This window comes from Nocardia sp. No.11 (genome assembly GCF_038752175.1).
GTDB classification, from domain to species: Bacteria; Actinomycetota; Actinomycetes; order Mycobacteriales; family Mycobacteriaceae; genus Nocardia; species Nocardia canadensis.
In genome coordinates this window covers 1-15,202 of the sequence record NZ_JBCGFB010000079.1, presented here as the reverse complement: position 1 = coordinate 15,202, position 15,202 = coordinate 1, and the positions used below count along the sequence as shown (strand labels likewise).

Below are 15,202 nucleotides of genomic sequence, written 5' to 3'. Positions count from 1 at the left end.
CGCCCGGTGATCACGACACGACCGAAATCCGCTGCGCCAGTGGTGCACCGGTGCCCGAAACGCCCGTCCACCACCTGCCGGAACACCCGGTGAGGGCCTGCTCGCGCGCTGTTCGGGCACACAACCCTCAACCGCATCCGGCGAGTCGATCTATGCTGGCAAAGGCCAGTCCGACAAGGAGGCATTGATGCGCGCGCATTCGTCTACCGTGGCCATCGTGCCCGGTACCGGGATCGTCGCCCGATTCGGCGACGTCGTCATGTATCTCGCGGGCGAAACCCCGTCCACCGACCGACTACTCGGCGCGGTCGAAACCGTCGCCATGAGCACCGCGGCCTCGGCGCCCGGCGCCGCACTGGCCCAGCGACTGGCCGGTGTCGTCTTCGGCGGCGCGTCCGCCCCGCCGCCGTTCGGCGTCCTCGCCCCGACCGCCGACGGGATGCTGATCCTGTTGCGCGGCGCGGTGATCGCCGAGATCTCCGGCGCCGAGGGCAACCGCCGCCTGGCCGGCGACCGCGCCTTCACCTGGGTCGACGAGATCATCCGCGAACCCGTCCGCCGGATCGCGGTCGGCGCCGAGATGGCCGACCCGACCAGCGCCAATCCCCGCACCGACCTGCGGGCGGGCATCGTCACCGGCAACGGATTCGTGCTCACTCTCGGCCGACGCCGCAATCCGGCACCGCGCCGGATCGAGTCCGTCGACGAGCCGCCACCGACCGAGGCCACCGGATTCCGCGCCCTGCGCACGCACTCGGATCGCACCGAGAACGGCGAGGCCAGGCCGGCGACCGCGGGTTTCGCCACCCCCAGCGCCGAGTCCGGGTTCCCGGGCCCGGCAACCGGTTTCGTGGCCGCCACCGAGACGAGCGGTCCCGACGGCGAAACCGTGAGCACCGGCTCGCGTCCGGTGACCGCCGACGGCGAGACCGTCAGCACCGGTCCGCGCAATTCCCCCGCCGCCAACGCCCCGCTGGCGTGGTCGCAGGCCTTGGACGCGGCGAAGCGGGCCGAGCCCGTCGCGCTGAGCAAGTCCGGGCCGCACCCCACCAGCTCGCGCGGCGCCCTCGTCACCGAGGACGGACTGAGTTACCCCCTGGATCGGCCTTATGTCCTGGGCCGTAATCCCTCGGGCGACGAATCTGTGCGGGCCGCCGCCGCCACTCCCATTCTGATCGAACGCGACCGGCTCGTGTCCCGGGTCCATGCCTTCGTCGCCCCCGACCGTGGCAAGGTGTTCGTCCGGGAAGCCCCCGCCACCTCCGGTACGTTCTTCGCCGCCCCCGACTCCGAACGCTGGTCGCGCGTCGGCACCCTGCCCATCGAGCTGCAACCGGGCTGGCGCCTGCGGATCAACGATTTCCTGCTGACCTACTGCGTCTGAGAAAGCTCATGCGGCCGAACTGTCCCGACGCCCGTGGCGTGCACGCTGTGCGTCCACGGGCGCCGGTTCGCGATTCGGCTCAGGCCTCGAGGGCGTCGAGCAGCGCCGCGCGCTGGCGAGCGCCGAGGCCGCCGATGCGGCGATCCTCGGGAATCTCGGCCTGATCCATCAGCTTGGCCGCCTTCACCGGGCCGACACCCGGCAGCGCCTTGATCACCGCAGCGACCTTGGTCTTCTTGACCAGGTCGTCGCTGTCGGCCTTCTTGAGCAGATCGGCGACGGTGACCTTGCCCTCCTTCACCTTGCCGATCAGTTCCGAGCGCGCCTTGCGCACGGCAGCCGCTTTGGCCAACGCCTCGGTGCGCTGTTCGGCGGTCATCGTAGGCAGTGCCATGTCTCCTCCGCTTCCACTCGTCACTCGAACATCTGATTGACGGACCGAGTAAACAGCAACCGAACGGCAGCACCAGTCCGACACACCGCGAGGATACGCCGATGAGTTTTGCGTGCTGGGCCCGTCGTAATGGGTGAACGACCTGCAAGACGGACGAAACGGACGAAAGGACGGTCGCCATGGAGCTCTCCCTGACCCAGTTCCTCACCATCGATGGTGTCTACCAAGCGCCGGGCGGGCCGGAGGAGGATACCGTCGACGGCTTCACCCACGGCGGCTGGTCGGCCCCGTTCGCCGACGACGACTTCGGCGTCTTCATGGACTCGGTCTTCGACCGGGTCGACGCGTTCCTGCTGGGCAGGCGCACCTACGACATCTTCGCGGCCTACTGGCCGAAGATCGACGACCCGGACAACCCGGTGGCCACCAAGCTCAACGCCCTGCCGAAATACGTCGCCACGACCACCCGCACCGAGGCGGACTGGGCGGGCACCGAGTTGCTGCACGGCGACATCGTGGCCGCGGTGACGGCGCTCAAGGATCGCCCCGGCCGGGAATTGCAGATGCACGGCAGCGGCGTACTCGCCCAGACCCTGCTCGCGGCCGGTCTCGTCGACACGATGAACCTGCTGACCTTCCCGGTGGTGCTCGGCAGCGGCAAGAGACTGTTCACCGAGACGGTGCGCCCCACCGGGTTCGCCCTCACCGACTCGCGCACCACGTCCACCGGCGTGCTCATCGCGAGCTACCGCGCCGACGGGGCCCCGAAGTACGGCGACTTCTCCGCCGGGTGATCCACGTAACACCGCGCCCAGCTGCGACGAAACATCAGCAGAAGCACAAAACGGGACCAAGGTTCAACGGCGAACCACGGAGGATCAACGAAGCTCCTCGACCCGGGCGCGACCGGTCACCGGTCGTCACCGTCTCCCCGTGCGAGTGCGGTAACAGCTACACAGTTGTGCGCCAGACGTTTCCGGCATCGGCGGGTCGGCGAGAAATGCGGCCCGCGGTTGTGCTCTCCCCCGCTCTATGCGCAAGAATGACGCGACCCGGCGAACCCTTTGCTTACTGGAGTTGCGATGCGCGAGGAACACCCGCTCGATGACGAGGTCGTTGCGTTGCCTGTCCGGGTCGAACGGGCCAGGCGGCGCATCGCCTACCAGTCCGATCCAGCCCTGACCGACGCCCTGTCCGAGGACGAGCTCCGCGCCGAGCGCGAGCTGGCCGAGAAGATCCGCACCTACGAGCGCGACCAGCGCTGGAAGCAGATCAAGTCCGCCTCCACCCACGCCGACCGGCTGCGCGAGACCACTGCCGAGATGGAGCGGGCCGAGATGGCGGACGTGATGCTGGCCCGCAAGGCCATCGCCGCCCAGCGCCGCGAATCCAACCCGCGTGCCCGGCTGGCCTCGCTCTACCAGCACCGCACCTGGTCGTTGCGCGCGTTGGCCGGCGTGGTCATCGCCGGCATGCTGTGGTCGGCGGTGAACGTCCAGCACAACATCGCCCCCGGCGGGCCGAGCGACCCGCTCTACTGGGCCAGCTTCGGCCTGGAGGCCATGATCAGCGTCTGCCTGGTCATCATCATGATCGGCACGACCCGCGTCGCCGAGTGGGGCGTGATGGGCAACCGGACCCAGGTCCTGGTCGCCGAGCTGTTCCTGCTCTCGCTCACCATCGCCCTCAACACCTACCCCCACCTGAGCGCCAAGCACTGGTACGACGCCGCCGTGCATGCCGTGGCCCCCGTCATGATCGGCGTGGCCCTGATGATCCACAACGCCGCCAGCGCTCGCTACAGCACCGCCATCGCTCGCGCCTCCGCCGAAATCCCCACCGACGACGCCGAGGACCTCCTCTCCGCGGCCCCCGCCTTCCGCGAGAGCTAGTCACCACACGAGAGCGGGCCCGTACTCCTCACCGGAGTACGGGCCCGCTCTCGTGTGCCTGTGTGGGCGCTACGCCGACTTCTCGCGGCGCTCGGTGCGCTGGGTCTTGCGGGGGACGATCGTCGGAAGGACGTTCTCGGTGACGGTGTCGGCGTTGACGACCACCTTGGCGACGTCGTCGCGGCCGGGGATGTCGTACATCACCGGGAGCAGGACTTCCTCCATGATGGCGCGCAGGCCACGAGCGCCGGTGCCACGCAGAATCGCCTGGTCGGCGACCGCTTCGAGGGCGTCGGTGGTGAACTCCAGGTCGACGCCATCCATCTCGAAGAGGCGCACGTACTGCTTGACCAGCGCGTTCTTCGGCTCCGAGAGGATCTTGACCAGCGATTCCTTGTCCAGGTTGGTCACCGAGGCGACGACCGGCAGGCGGCCGATGAACTCGGGGATCAGACCGAACTTGATCAGGTCCTCGGGCATCACGTCGGCGAAGTGGTCGTCGGTGTCGACCTCGGCCTTGGAACGGACCTCGGCGCCGAAGCCGATGCCACGGTGGCCGGTGCGGTCGGAGATGATCTTCTCCAGGCCCGCGAACGCGCCCGCCACGATGAACAGCACGTTGGTGGTGTCGATCTGGATGAACTCCTGGTGCGGGTGCTTGCGACCGCCCTGCGGCGGCACACTCGCCTGGGTGCCCTCCAGGATCTTCAGCAGCGCCTGCTGCACACCCTCGCCGGACACATCGCGGGTGATCGACGGGTTCTCGCTCTTGCGGGCGATCTTGTCGACCTCGTCGATGTAGATGATGCCGGTCTCGGCGCGCTTGACGTCGTAGTCGGCGGCCTGGATCAGCTTCAGCAGGATGTTCTCGACATCCTCGCCCACGTAGCCCGCCTCGGTGAGCGCGGTGGCGTCGGCGATGGCGAACGGCACGTTCAGCATCTTCGCCAGCGTCTGCGCGAGGTAGGTCTTACCGCAACCGGTGGGGCCGAGCATCAGAATGTTCGACTTGGCCAGCTCGACGGTCTCGCCGCGGCTGTCGCGGCCCTTGTCGCCGGCCTGAATGCGCTTGTAGTGGTTGTAGACCGCCACCGCGAGCGTGCGCTTGGCCGTGTCCTGGCCGATGACGTAGTTCTCCAGGAAATCCCGGATCTCCGAGGGCTTGGGCAGCTCGTCGAGCTTGACCTCGCTCGACTCGGCCAGCTCTTCTTCGATGATCTCGTTGCAGAGGTCGATGCACTCGTCGCAGATATAGACCCCGGGGCCCGCAATGAGCTTCTTGACCTGCTTCTGGCTCTTTCCGCAGAACGAGCACTTGAGCAGATCGCCGCCGTCTCCGATGCGCGCCATCTCGTAGGTCCCTACTTCCTTGTCCGAGTGCGACCGTCGTCCCCCGATTGGGCCGGAAATACGTTTCGGTGCCGTCAATCAGAGCAATGGTCCCTGAGTCGACCGTACCTGGTGTGCGCGAGAGAGGTCGACAACTCGCGCATGTTTCTGTGAAGCGTTGTGCGGGTTCTCACCATTGTGAGGCCCACGGTCGAAAAATGGTGGGCCCGCCGCCCAGATCGGGCGACGGGCCCGGGCGTGTCACTTCTGCCCGCTGAGCTTCCGGTAGTCGAAGACCTGGTCGACGATGCCGTATTCCTTGGCTTCCTCGGCGGTCAGGATCTTGTCGCGGTCGGTGTCCTTGCGGACCTGCTCCTCGGACTTGCCGGTGTGGCGCGAGATGGTGACTTCCATCAGGCGCCGCATGCGCTCGATCTCGGCCGCGGCGATCTCGAGGTCGGACACCTGGCCCTGCACGCCGCCCGAGGACGGCTGGTGGATCAGGATGCGCGCGTTGGGCAGCGCGGCGCGCTTGCCGGGGGCACCGGCGGCCAGCAGCACCGCAGCGGCCGAGGCGGCCTGACCCAGGCAGACCGTCACCACGTCGGGGCGGACGTACTGCATGGTGTCGTAGATCGCCATCAGCGCGGTGAACGAGCCGCCGGGCGAGTTGATGTACATGGTGATGTCGCGGTCGGGGTCCTGGGACTCCAGCACCAGCAGCTGCGCCATGATGTCGTTCGCCGACACGTCGTCGACCTGGTTGCCCAGGAAGATGATGCGCTCTTCGAAGAGCTTGTTGTACGGGTCCGACGTCTTGACACCGAACGAGGTCTGCTCGGTGAACTGCGGCAGGATGTAGCGCGCCTGCGGGAGGCCCGCAGCGGAGCCGCCATGTCCGGCGCGCGGGTCGAAGAGGTTGGCCATCTTTATCTCCAAGCTTGTCTCGAGTGAGGGGGGACGGCGGCGTTACTTCGCCTGGTTCGCGTGGGTGACCACGTGGTCGATGAAGCCGTATTCGAGGGCTTCCTTCGCCGTGAACCAGCGGTCGCGGTCCGCGTCCTCGGTCACCTGCTCCACCGACTTGCCGGTGTGCAGCGACTGCAGCTCGTTGAGCTCGCGCTTGGTGTGGGCGAACTGCTCGGCCATGATCGCGATGTCGGCCGCCGAACCACCGATGCCTGCCGACGGCTGGTGCATCATGATCCGGGTGTGCGGCAGCGCGAAACGCTTGCCCTTGGTGCCCGCGGTCAGCAGGAACTGCCCCATCGACGCGGCCAGACCCATCGCGACGGTCTTGATGTCGCACTCGGCGAACTGCATCGTGTCGTAGATGGCCATACCCGCGGTGACCGAGCCACCCGGGGAGTTGATGTAGAGCGAGATGTCCTTGGTCGGGTCCTCGGCCGAGAGCAGCAGGATCTGCGCGCACAGCTTGTTCGCGATGTCATCGTCGACCTGGGTGCCGAGGAAGATGATGCGCTCGCGCAGCAGCCGCTCGTACACCGAATCACTGAGGTTGAGACCAGCAGTAGCGGCTGTCATGACCCCTGCCTGGTTGATTGTCACGGATACCTGCCTTCTCTTCTCACCGATTGCTACGGCCATACGGTTCGTCGTCACAAACAGTAACGAAGCAGGGCGGCACCGAACTCCCGGTACCGCCCTTCTTCGCTCACAGCGCAATCCAAGCACCCTCGGTGGGGTACCGGTCACACCGGCATCACAAAACTTATTCGGCGGCGGCCTCGACCTGCTCGGTCTCGGCGGAATCCGCAGGGTCACCGAACATTTCGGTGGTGTCGACCACGTTGCCCTCGGAGTCGGTGACCTTCACCTGGCCGACGACACCGGCCAGCGCCTTGCCGCGACGGACGTCGGCGAACACCGCGCCGAGCTGACCGGCCTGCTGCACCTGCTGGATGAACTGCTCCGGCGACATGCCGTAACGCTGGGCCTGGAACAGGATTCGCTCGGTCAGCTCCTGCTGGCCGACCTGGGTGTTCTCGGCCTCGGCGATGGCATCGAGCAGCAGCTGGGTCTTGACCGACTTCTCGGCGGCTTCCTGGGTGTCCTTGTCGAACTCCTCGCGAGAGGAGCCCTGCGCCTCGAGCGCCTCGGCCAGCTTGGCCTCGTCGTGGTCGAAGCCGTGGACGGCGTCGTGCAGCACCGCGTCGACCTCGGCCTTGACGACGGCCTCGGGCAGCGGAACCTCGACGGTCTCGAGCAGGGTGTCGAGCACCTTGTCGCGGATCTGACCGGCCTGCTCGACCTTCTTGACGCGCTCGACGCGGCCCTTCAGGTCTTCCTTGAGCTCGTCGATGGTGTCGAACTCGCTGGCCAGCTGGGCGAACTCGTCGTCGGCCTCGGGCAGCTCGCGCTCCTTCACCGACTGCACGGTGACGGTGATGACGGCTTCCTTACCGGCGTGCTCGCCGGCGACCAGGGTGGAGGTGAACTCCTTCGACTCGCCGGCCGACAGACCGGTGATCGCCTCGTCGAGGCCCTCGATCAGCTGACCCGAACCGACCTCGTGCGACAGACCGGTGGTGGCCGCCTCCGGGACGTCCTCGCCGTCGACGGTGGCCGACAGGTCGATCGAGACGAAGTCGCCGTCCTGCACGGCGCGCTCGACACCGGTCAGGGTGCCGAAGCGCTGACGCAGCGAGGTGAGCTGCTGCTCGATGTCGGCGTCCTCGATGGTGAACGCGTCGACGGTGACCTCGAGGCCCGAGTAGTCCGGCAGCGCGATCTCGGGGCGCACGTCGACCTCGGCGGTGAACGCCAGCTCTTCGCCGTCCTCGATCTTGGTGATCTCGATCTCGGGCTGGCCGATGACCTTGACCTCGGCGGACTGCACGGCCTCGGCGTAGCGACCCGGCAGCGCGTCGTTGACGACCTGCTCCAGCACGGCGCCACGGCCGACGCGGGTCTCGATCAGCTTGGCCGGAGCCTTGCCCGGACGGAAGCCGGGGATGCGGACCTGCTGGGCCAGCGCCTTGTACGCCTTGTCGAAGTCGGGCTTCAGCTCCTCGAAGGGCACCTCGACGTTGATCCGGACCCGGGTCGGGCTCAGCTGCTCGACGGTGCTCTTCACGGACATGCTCCTTGGTTCGTAGTTCAGTGGTGTCCCCGCATGGGACGTCGCACCCTGACCGGGTGCGGCGCACGCATCCCGACCAGGGTAGTTGACCGCCTTCGCGGTCGTGCAATCGGCGGTTGTTTGGGCGGCGGCTAGCGGCCGACCTGCACCGCGTCGGTGACGAAGACCAGGGTCTCGTTCGGCGCGACGCCGTTGCCGCCCGCGCCGTAGCCGAGGTTCGGCGGCACGATCAGCAGCCGGCGCGCGCCCTGCTGCACACCGAGCAGGCCCTGGTCCCAGCCCTCGATGACCTGGCCGGCGCCGAGGGTCAGCTGGAACGGCTTGCCGCGCTTGAACGAGCTGTCCAGGGTCTGCTTGTCCGACCAGGTGACCAGCGCGTAGTTCATGGTCAGCGGCTGACCCGCGACCGCGCCGGGACCGTTGCCCGCGACCAGGTCCTTGACGATCAGCGTCGTGGGCGGGTCACAGGAGTCGGGGATGGTGATCTCCGGCGCGTCGCCGTAGCCACCGCTGACCTCGATGTCGTCGGCGGTGCATTCGCGGCCCTTGCTCGCCGTGGACTGGCCGGCGGCGGTGCTGCTGCTCGGCGAGCTCGCCGAATCCGAGTCCGAGCCGCAGGCCGCTGTCGCGATCGCGGCGGCCGCGACGAGTCCGATGCCGATGATCCTGCCGAGAGAATGCATGGCCCGCACAGTAATAGACCGCGTGTACGGCGCCGGGTACCGGCACGGCGGTAGGCTCGGCGGTGCGTTCTCCACCGGTGTCGCCGAGTACCCGATCGGTGCCCCGGGCAGGTCCCGTCGGCGCGGACGGCGCCGCAGCTCACCGACTACGCCGCAGCTCACCGACTACGAGGAGAGTCCGCGATGACCCGGACCAGCGATCTCGATGCCGATACCGCCGCCGACGACGTGGGCGGCGGGGACGGCGAGACCATCGCCCCGCAGCCCTATGTCCTCACCGATGCCCCCGGCCCGCTCTCGCGCGACGAACTCGTCGCCGTCGACACCTGGTGGCGGGCGTCGAACTATCTCGCGGTCGGCCAGATCTATCTGATGAACAATCCGCTGCTGCGCGAACCTCTGCGCGCGGACGACATCAAACCGCGCCTGCTCGGCCACTTCGGCACCGTGCCCGGCCTGAATCTGGTGTGGGCGCACGCGAACCGGGTGATCCGCGCGCGCGGACTGAACGCGGTGTATGTGGCCGGTCCCGGCCACGGCGGCCCCGGCCCGAACGCCTGCGCCTGGCTGGAAGGCGCCTACGCCGAGCTCTACCCCGACATCGCCCGCGACGGCCACGGCATGCGCAGGCTGTTCCACCAGTTCTCCTTCCCCGGCGGCGTGCCCAGCCACTGCGCGCCGGAGACCCCCGGCTCGTTCCACGAGGGCGGCGAACTCGGCTACAGCCTGCTGCACGCGTACGGCGCCGCGCTCGACCATCCCGAGCTGACCGTGTTCTGCGTGATCGGCGACGGCGAGGCCGAGACCGGCCCGCTGGCGGGCAGCTGGCACGCGAACAAATTCCTCAACGCGGGCCGCGACGGCGCGGTGGTGCCGATCCTGGCGCTCAACGAGTACAAGATCGCCAATCCGACCATCTTCGCCCGCATCCCCACCGACGAGCTGATCTCGCTGCTGCGCGGCTACGGCTACGAACCGCTGATCGTCTCGGGCGACGATCCCGCCCCGGTGCACCAGGCACTGGCCGCCGCGATGGACACCTGCCTGGATCGCATCGCCGGATTCCAGCGCGCGGCCCGCGAGGACGGCGACACCACCCGGCCGCGCTGGCCGATGATCGTGCTGCACACCCCGAAGGGCTGGACCTGCCCGCCGGTCGTCGACGGTAAGCAGGTCGAGGGCACCTTCCGCGCGCACCAGGTGCCCTTGCCCGCCGCCCGCACCGACCCGCGGCACCGGCACGTGCTGGAGCAGTGGCTGCGCTCGTACCGGCCCGAGGAACTGTTCGACGAGCTCGGCGCCCCGGTCCCCGCCGTACTCGCCCAGATCCCCGAGCGGCCGATGAGCCTGAACCCGGTCGCCAACGGCGGACTGCTCGTGCGCGACCTGGACCTGCCGGACTGGCGCGACTACGGCGTCGCCGTCGAGCAGCCGGGCTCGGGCCCGCACGAGGCGACCCGGGTGCTGGGCGGCTGGCTGCGCGATGTCACCGTGCGCAATCCGCACAATTTCCTCACCCTCGCCCCCGACGAACTGGTCAGCAACCGGCTGCAGGACATTCTCGAGGTGACCGGGCGGGACTGGCAGGCCGAGGTGGGCCGCTGGGACGTCGACCTGTCCCCGACCGGCCGTGCCGTGGAGGTGCTCTCCGAGCACATGTGCCAGGGCCTGCTGGAGGGTTACCTGCTGACCGGCCGCCACGGGGTGTTCACCTGCTACGAGGCGTTCATCCACATCGTCGACGCCATGTTCAACCAGCACGCCAAGTGGCTCGACGCCAGTCTGGCGGTGCCGTGGCGGCGCAAGATCCCCAGCCTGAACTACCTGCTCACCTCGCACGTGTGGCGCCAGGATCACAACGGATTCACCCACCAGGACCCGGGTTTCCTCGATGTCGTGGCGAACAAGAGTCCCGAGATCGTGCGGGTGTATCTGCCGCCGGACGCGAACACGCTGCTGTCCACCTATGACCACTGCCTGCGCTCGCGGCACTACGCCAATGTCGTCGTCGCGGGCAAACAGCCGGGGCCGGACTGGCTTTCGGTGTCGGAGGCCGCGCTGCACTGTGCCCGTGGGGTCGGCATCTGGGAGTGGGCCTGCCACAACGACGAACCCGGCACCACCCCCGACGTGGTGCTCGGCTGCGCCGGCGACATCCCCACCCTGGAGACCCTCGCCGCCGCGGCGATTCTTCGCGATCGCCTCCCCGACCTGCGGATCCGGGTGGTCAACGTGGTCGACCTGATGCGGCTGCTGCCCGCCGACGAGCATCCGCACGGCCTGCCCGACGCCGAGTTCGACGCGCTGTTCACCACCGACCGGCCGGTGATCTTCGCCTTCCACGGTTACCCCTGGCTGGTTCACCGCCTCACCTACCGCCGCACCAACCACGCCGAACTGCACGTGCGCGGATACAAGGAGAAGGGCACGACCACCACGCCTTTCGACATGGTGATGCTCAACGACCTCGACCGCTTCCACCTCGTGCTCGACGTGATCGATCGGGTGCCGGGCCTGCGCGGGCGGGCCGCCGGGCTGCGCCAGGAGATGGTCGACGCCCGGCTGATCGCGCGCCGCTGGACCAGGGAGCACGGCGAGGACATCCCGGTCGTCGCGAACTGGGTCTGGCCCGAGGCCGCGGTCCCCACTGTGACGTAACGCGGTTGCGGAGCGGGGCTGGGCTGCACGACGATGGAGTCGATGACCGAGCCCCGCCGCCCCGACACCCTCCCTCGCGATCGTCGCGACCTCACCGGACCCTTCGACGTGATCGGCGATGTCCACGGTTGCCGCGGCGAGCTGGAAACGCTGCTGGGCGAGCTCGGCTACACGATCGAGCGCGACGAGCGCGGCCGGGCCGTCGGCGCCGCGCATCCGCGGGCGCGCACGGTGGTCTTCGTCGGCGATCTCGTCGATCGCGGTCCCGACACTCCCGGCGTCTTGCGCCTGGCGATGGGCATGGTCGCCGCGCGCACCGCGCTGTGCGTCACCGGCAACCACGAGTACAAACTGATGCGCGCGCTCGACGGCCGCAATGTCCGCGTCGCCCACGGACTCGAACTGTCCCTGGCCCAGCTGGCCGACGAGGACGCCGAATTCCGCACCGCCGCACACACGTTCCTGCGCGAGCTGCCCAGCCACTATCTGCTCGACCGCGGCAGGCTGGTCGTCGCCCATGCCGGCCTCCCGGAGAGCCTGCACGGCAGCACCTCCGGGCGCGCCCGCTCCTTCGCGCTCTACGGCTCGCCCACCGGCGACTTCGACGAGCACGGCCTGCCCATCCGCTACGACTGGGCCCAGGACTACCGCGGCGCCGCGACCGTCCTCTACGGCCACACCCCCGTCACCACCCTGACCTGGGTCAACAACACCCTCTGCCTGGACACCGGCGCCGTCTTCGGCGGCACCCTGTCCGCCCTGCGCTACCCCGAACTGACCACGATCTCCGTTCCCGCCGAGAAGATCTGGAGCGAGCGGGCCGGCATCACCCCCGGCAGCTAGGCCTCGCCGCGGTCCTGTTTGATCTTGCGCCAGCCGCCGGCGCGGTTGTCGGCGATGATCTGTTTCAGCATCTTGCCCAGGGCGCGTTCGTTGAGGGTCTGGCCCTCGTAGACGGCGACGGTGCGGGCGGTCTTGTTGTCGTGCCCGCCGGTGATGATGTTGTCCGGGTCGGGGACGATGGCCCCGTCGTAGAGGAAGATGTTGACGTGCGTCTTGGCGGCCAGCAGGGCGCAGACATTGCCGTCGAGCACGAAGTAGGGCCGCACGCGGCGCTTCACGGTCTCGACGACCTCGGGGTCCACGGCGTGGACGAGATCGCGCACCTGGCGGCAGATCGCCTGCTGCCAGGTCGGGAGCGCGTCGATGTAGGCGTCGACGCGAGGATCGGCGACGTAACTCACCGATCGATGGTGGCACATCGGCGGGCCGGTGTCCGGGCAGCGCGCCCGGGAGGATCGTCGCCGAATCGTCAACTCGACATCCCGGGCGAGCGGGCCGCCACCCGGCGAAACCGGCTTACCATCGCAGCGGACGACCCGACTCATCGATGAGGAGAGGTTCATGCGCCGAACGTTGCTCGCCCTGTCCGTACTCTGTCCGCTGGTCGGGGCGGGGCCGGTCGCCGCCGATCCGGCGCCGCCGGGCACCGCCGGGACGCTCACCGTGCTGGCCTTCACCGGCCGCGACCCGATCCCCGTCAATCGCGCCGAGATCACGGTGACCCGCTGCGGCGAGAGTCCGGTCGTCACGACCCTGACCAGCGGCGCCGACGGCCGCGCCACCGCGGCGCTGCCCGACGGCTGCTACGAGGCGAAGGTGATCACCGTGCCCGGCGGGTGCGCGCTCGCCGACACCGCGCCGGTGCGGCTGCAGGTCGCCGCGGGCAGGCAGGTGAGCACCGAATTCCGGTTCCGCTGCGCCTGAGGCGTCAGCCGCAGCTCGGGGTGAACCGGTCGAGGTCGATCGCCTCGGCCATCGCCCGATAGCCCGCGGCGTTGGGGTGCAGGTTGTCCGGGCCGGCGTAGCGGGGATCGAGGACGTCCGGGTTCGCCGGATCACGCAGCGCCGCATCGAAATCCACCACGCTGTCGGACAGTCGCTGGGTGCGGATCCACGCGTTGATCCGCTGCCGCACCGGATTCGCGTACGGCAGGGTGATCATCCCGTCGAGCAGCGCGTTGCTCGACGGCAGGATGGTGCCCAGGTGCACGCGCAGTCCGGTGGCGTGCAGTCGCTGGATCAGGCCGGTGTATCCGGCGACGACCTCGTCGTAGCCGGCGCCGATCGGGATACCCAGATCGTTGATGCCCTCGAGCACGATGACATCACCGACCCCGGCCTTGTCGATGACGTCGGCCTGCAGCCTGGCGCCCGCGTTCGGTCCGAACTGCGGGATGAATCCGTCGCGGGTGACCCGGTTCCCCGAGATCCCCGCGTTGAGCACGCTGAACGGCTTGCCCGCGGCGTCGAGTCGGCGCTGCAGGAAATCCGGATAGCGCACGTTCTGATCGATCACGCCGCCGTCCTGCGGCGTGCCGAGGAACGTGGCCGACACATAGCCGTCGGTGATCGAGTCGCCGAAGGCCACGATGGCCGACACCTCCCCCGGCGCCCGCACGTCGAGTCCCGACACGAACGGCACGGCGGTGGTACTCAACGGCAGCTGCGCGCCGGACGGTTCGGCGGTGCGGTCACCGGCGAACGGGAGGCTGTAATAACTGGTGGCGTTGCCGTTGAAGTGCTCGGTCGGCAGCACCGCGAGCCCGGGCGCGTGCACGCTCACCGCCAGCGCCGCGAACGCCTCGAAGTCGAGCTGGACCGGGTCGCTCACCACGTCGCTCCACGGCGGGATACGCACGGCTCGGGCGCCGCCGAAAGTCACCTCGCGCACGGAGTCGGGCCGGACCGCCGCGCCCACGGTCCGGTGCGCCACGGTCACGTGGCCGATGTCCATCGCGATCGGCCGGGTGCGATTGGTCAGGTGCACGCGCAACTCCGAGCCGCCCCGATGCGGGGTGATCACCACGCGATAGGTCTGATCCGAGATCGACAGCTGGGGAACCAGCGACGGGTCGGCGGCGCTGAGCGAATCGGACGGCGCCGCCATCCAGCTGCCCACCCAGGTGGACTCGGCGCAGGTCGTCGGTGCCGCACCGGCGATCCCGGTCGACATCGATCCGGCCAGTACCATCGCGGCCCCGAAAACCGCCCACTTCCCCACGCCGCACAGCCTCCAGCAGTCACCACCCGACCGTTATCGGGGGTAACAGTAAAAGCGCCGGTGGACCGGCGGCGGGAAATCGCGAAACTTTCTCGCGCCCACCGGCCTTCGCGTCAGTCCTTCGGTCCACCCGCGACGTAGATGACCTGGCCGGACACGAAGCCCGCGCCCTCGCTCACGAAGAACGACGCCGTGTTGGCGATGTCGGGGGGCGTGCCGACCCGGTTGACCGGGATCTGCGCCGCGGCGGCCTGCTTGAACGCCTCGAAGTCGACGCCGACCCGAGCCGCGGTCGCGGCGGTCATCTCGGTTTCGATGAAGCCGGGCGCGATCGCGTTGGCGGTGACGCCGAACTTGCCCAGCTCGAAGGCGAGGGTCTTGGTGAATCCCTGCATGCCCGCCTTGGCGGCGGAGTAGTTGGCCTGGCCGCGGTTGCCGAGCGCGGAGGTGCTCGACAGGTTCACGATGCGGCCGAACTTCGCGTCCACCATGTACTTCTGCACGGCCCTGGTCATCAGGAAGGCACCGCGCAGGTGCACGTTCATGACCGTGTCCCAGTCGTCCACCGACATCTTGAACAGGAGGTTGTCACGCAGCACGCCGGCGTTGTTGATCAGCACGGTCGGCGCGCCGAGCTCGGTGGCGATCCGCTCGACCGCGGCGGCGACGGCCGCTTCGTCGGCCACGTCGGCGCC

Annotated in this window: 15 protein-coding genes; 6 read left to right on the top strand and 9 right to left on the bottom strand. The window is 68.8% G+C overall.

What is annotated here, in order from left to right; translation table 11 throughout:
• Positions 1–187: 187 nt before the first annotated feature.
• Entirely contained in the window at positions 188–1,384 is a 1,197-nt protein-coding gene (locus V8688_RS21660; RefSeq protein ID WP_218721475.1) for an FHA domain-containing protein, read from the top strand.
• Between the two features lie 79 nt (positions 1,385–1,463).
• Here V8688_RS21660 and mihF read toward each other — a convergent pair whose 3' ends face one another.
• The gene (gene mihF / locus V8688_RS21655) at positions 1,464–1,778 is read right to left on the bottom strand and encodes an integration host factor, actinobacterial type (protein WP_019045768.1); all 315 of its coding nucleotides are present in this window, start codon (positions 1,776–1,778) and stop codon (positions 1,464–1,466) included.
• Between the two features lie 179 nt (positions 1,779–1,957).
• On the opposite strand from mihF, the gene V8688_RS21650 reads away from it, so the two are divergent.
• Both V8688_RS21650 and V8688_RS21645 read left to right on the top strand, forming a co-directional pair.
• Positions 1,958–2,572 carry a dihydrofolate reductase family protein gene (locus tag V8688_RS21650; RefSeq protein ID WP_316573865.1) on the top strand — a complete coding sequence of 205 codons (615 nt, stop codon included), beginning with the start codon at positions 1,958–1,960 and terminating at the stop codon, positions 2,570–2,572.
• Positions 2,573–2,860: 288 nt separating this feature from the next.
• Complete coding sequence (locus tag V8688_RS21645) at positions 2,861–3,670, top strand: hypothetical protein (protein ID WP_342801571.1); 810 nt, start codon at positions 2,861–2,863, stop codon at positions 3,668–3,670.
• 69 nt (positions 3,671–3,739) lie between these two features.
• Here V8688_RS21645 and clpX read toward each other — a convergent pair whose 3' ends face one another.
• The 5 genes from clpX to V8688_RS21620 form a co-directional block, all read right to left on the bottom strand.
• On the bottom strand, positions 3,740–5,020 hold the full coding sequence (gene clpX, locus V8688_RS21640; RefSeq protein ID WP_218721478.1) for an ATP-dependent Clp protease ATP-binding subunit ClpX: 1,281 nt from the start codon (positions 5,018–5,020) through the stop codon (positions 3,740–3,742).
• Between the two features lie 240 nt (positions 5,021–5,260).
• Entirely contained in the window at positions 5,261–5,926 is a 666-nt protein-coding gene (locus V8688_RS21635; RefSeq protein ID WP_218721479.1) for an ATP-dependent Clp protease proteolytic subunit, read from the bottom strand.
• A 42-nt stretch (positions 5,927–5,968) separates the two neighbouring features.
• Positions 5,969–6,544, bottom strand: coding sequence for an ATP-dependent Clp protease proteolytic subunit (locus V8688_RS21630; RefSeq protein ID WP_030202569.1), 576 nt, complete (start codon positions 6,542–6,544; stop codon positions 5,969–5,971).
• A gap of 187 nt (positions 6,545–6,731) precedes the next feature.
• Entirely contained in the window at positions 6,732–8,096 is a 1,365-nt protein-coding gene (gene tig, locus V8688_RS21625; protein ID WP_218721480.1) for a trigger factor, read from the bottom strand.
• Positions 8,097–8,233: 137 nt separating this feature from the next.
• On the bottom strand, positions 8,234–8,785 hold the full coding sequence (locus V8688_RS21620; RefSeq protein ID WP_218721481.1) for an FKBP-type peptidyl-prolyl cis-trans isomerase: 552 nt from the start codon (positions 8,783–8,785) through the stop codon (positions 8,234–8,236).
• Between the two features lie 183 nt (positions 8,786–8,968).
• Here V8688_RS21620 and V8688_RS21615 point away from each other — a divergent pair, with 183 nt between their 5' ends.
• On the top strand, positions 8,969–11,443 hold the full coding sequence (locus tag V8688_RS21615; RefSeq protein WP_342801570.1) for a phosphoketolase family protein: 2,475 nt from the start codon (positions 8,969–8,971) through the stop codon (positions 11,441–11,443).
• Positions 11,444–11,485: 42 nt separating this feature from the next.
• Positions 11,486–12,286: a metallophosphoesterase gene (locus V8688_RS21610; protein WP_308248664.1), complete on the top strand. Its 801-nt coding sequence runs from the start codon at positions 11,486–11,488 to the stop codon at positions 12,284–12,286.
• On the opposite strand, the gene V8688_RS21605 is transcribed toward V8688_RS21610, so the two are convergent.
• Positions 12,283–12,687: a DUF1801 domain-containing protein gene (locus V8688_RS21605; protein ID WP_218721484.1), complete on the bottom strand. Its 405-nt coding sequence runs from the start codon at positions 12,685–12,687 to the stop codon at positions 12,283–12,285. The genes V8688_RS21610 and V8688_RS21605 overlap by 4 nt on opposite strands.
• 160 nt (positions 12,688–12,847) lie before the next feature.
• On the opposite strand from V8688_RS21605, the gene V8688_RS21600 reads away from it, so the two are divergent.
• Entirely contained in the window at positions 12,848–13,210 is a 363-nt protein-coding gene (locus tag V8688_RS21600) for a hypothetical protein (RefSeq protein ID WP_342801569.1), read from the top strand.
• A 4-nt stretch (positions 13,211–13,214) separates the two neighbouring features.
• On the opposite strand, the gene V8688_RS21595 is transcribed toward V8688_RS21600, so the two are convergent.
• Both V8688_RS21595 and V8688_RS21590 read right to left on the bottom strand, forming a co-directional pair.
• Positions 13,215–14,507 carry a GDSL-type esterase/lipase family protein gene (locus V8688_RS21595; protein ID WP_342801568.1) on the bottom strand — a complete coding sequence of 431 codons (1,293 nt, stop codon included), beginning with the start codon at positions 14,505–14,507 and terminating at the stop codon, positions 13,215–13,217.
• A gap of 113 nt (positions 14,508–14,620) precedes the next feature.
• Positions 14,621–15,202 (bottom strand): SDR family oxidoreductase (locus tag V8688_RS21590; protein ID WP_342801567.1); only part of this gene is annotated, 582 nt, incomplete at its 5' end.

Coding starts and splice junctions, on each gene's coding strand:
- V8688_RS21600 (WP_342801569.1), top strand. CDS start 12,848: ATGCGCCGAACGTTGCTCGCCCTGTCCGTACTCTGTCCGCTGGTCGGG.
- mihF (WP_019045768.1), bottom strand. CDS start 1,778: ATGGCACTGCCTACGATGACCGCCGAACAGCGCACCGAGGCGTTGGCC.
- V8688_RS21645 (WP_342801571.1), top strand. CDS start 2,861: ATGCGCGAGGAACACCCGCTCGATGACGAGGTCGTTGCGTTGCCTGTC.
- V8688_RS21630 (WP_030202569.1), bottom strand. CDS start 6,544: ATGACAGCCGCTACTGCTGGTCTCAACCTCAGTGATTCGGTGTACGAG.
- V8688_RS21615 (WP_342801570.1), top strand. CDS start 8,969: ATGACCCGGACCAGCGATCTCGATGCCGATACCGCCGCCGACGACGTG.
- V8688_RS21635 (WP_218721479.1), bottom strand. CDS start 5,926: ATGGCCAACCTCTTCGACCCGCGCGCCGGACATGGCGGCTCCGCTGCG.
- V8688_RS21620 (WP_218721481.1), bottom strand. CDS start 8,785: ATGCATTCTCTCGGCAGGATCATCGGCATCGGACTCGTCGCGGCCGCC.
- V8688_RS21650 (WP_316573865.1), top strand. CDS start 1,958: ATGGAGCTCTCCCTGACCCAGTTCCTCACCATCGATGGTGTCTACCAA.
- V8688_RS21610 (WP_308248664.1), top strand. CDS start 11,486: ATGACCGAGCCCCGCCGCCCCGACACCCTCCCTCGCGATCGTCGCGAC.
- clpX (WP_218721478.1), bottom strand. CDS start 5,020: ATGGCGCGCATCGGAGACGGCGGCGATCTGCTCAAGTGCTCGTTCTGC.
- V8688_RS21660 (WP_218721475.1), top strand. CDS start 188: ATGCGCGCGCATTCGTCTACCGTGGCCATCGTGCCCGGTACCGGGATC.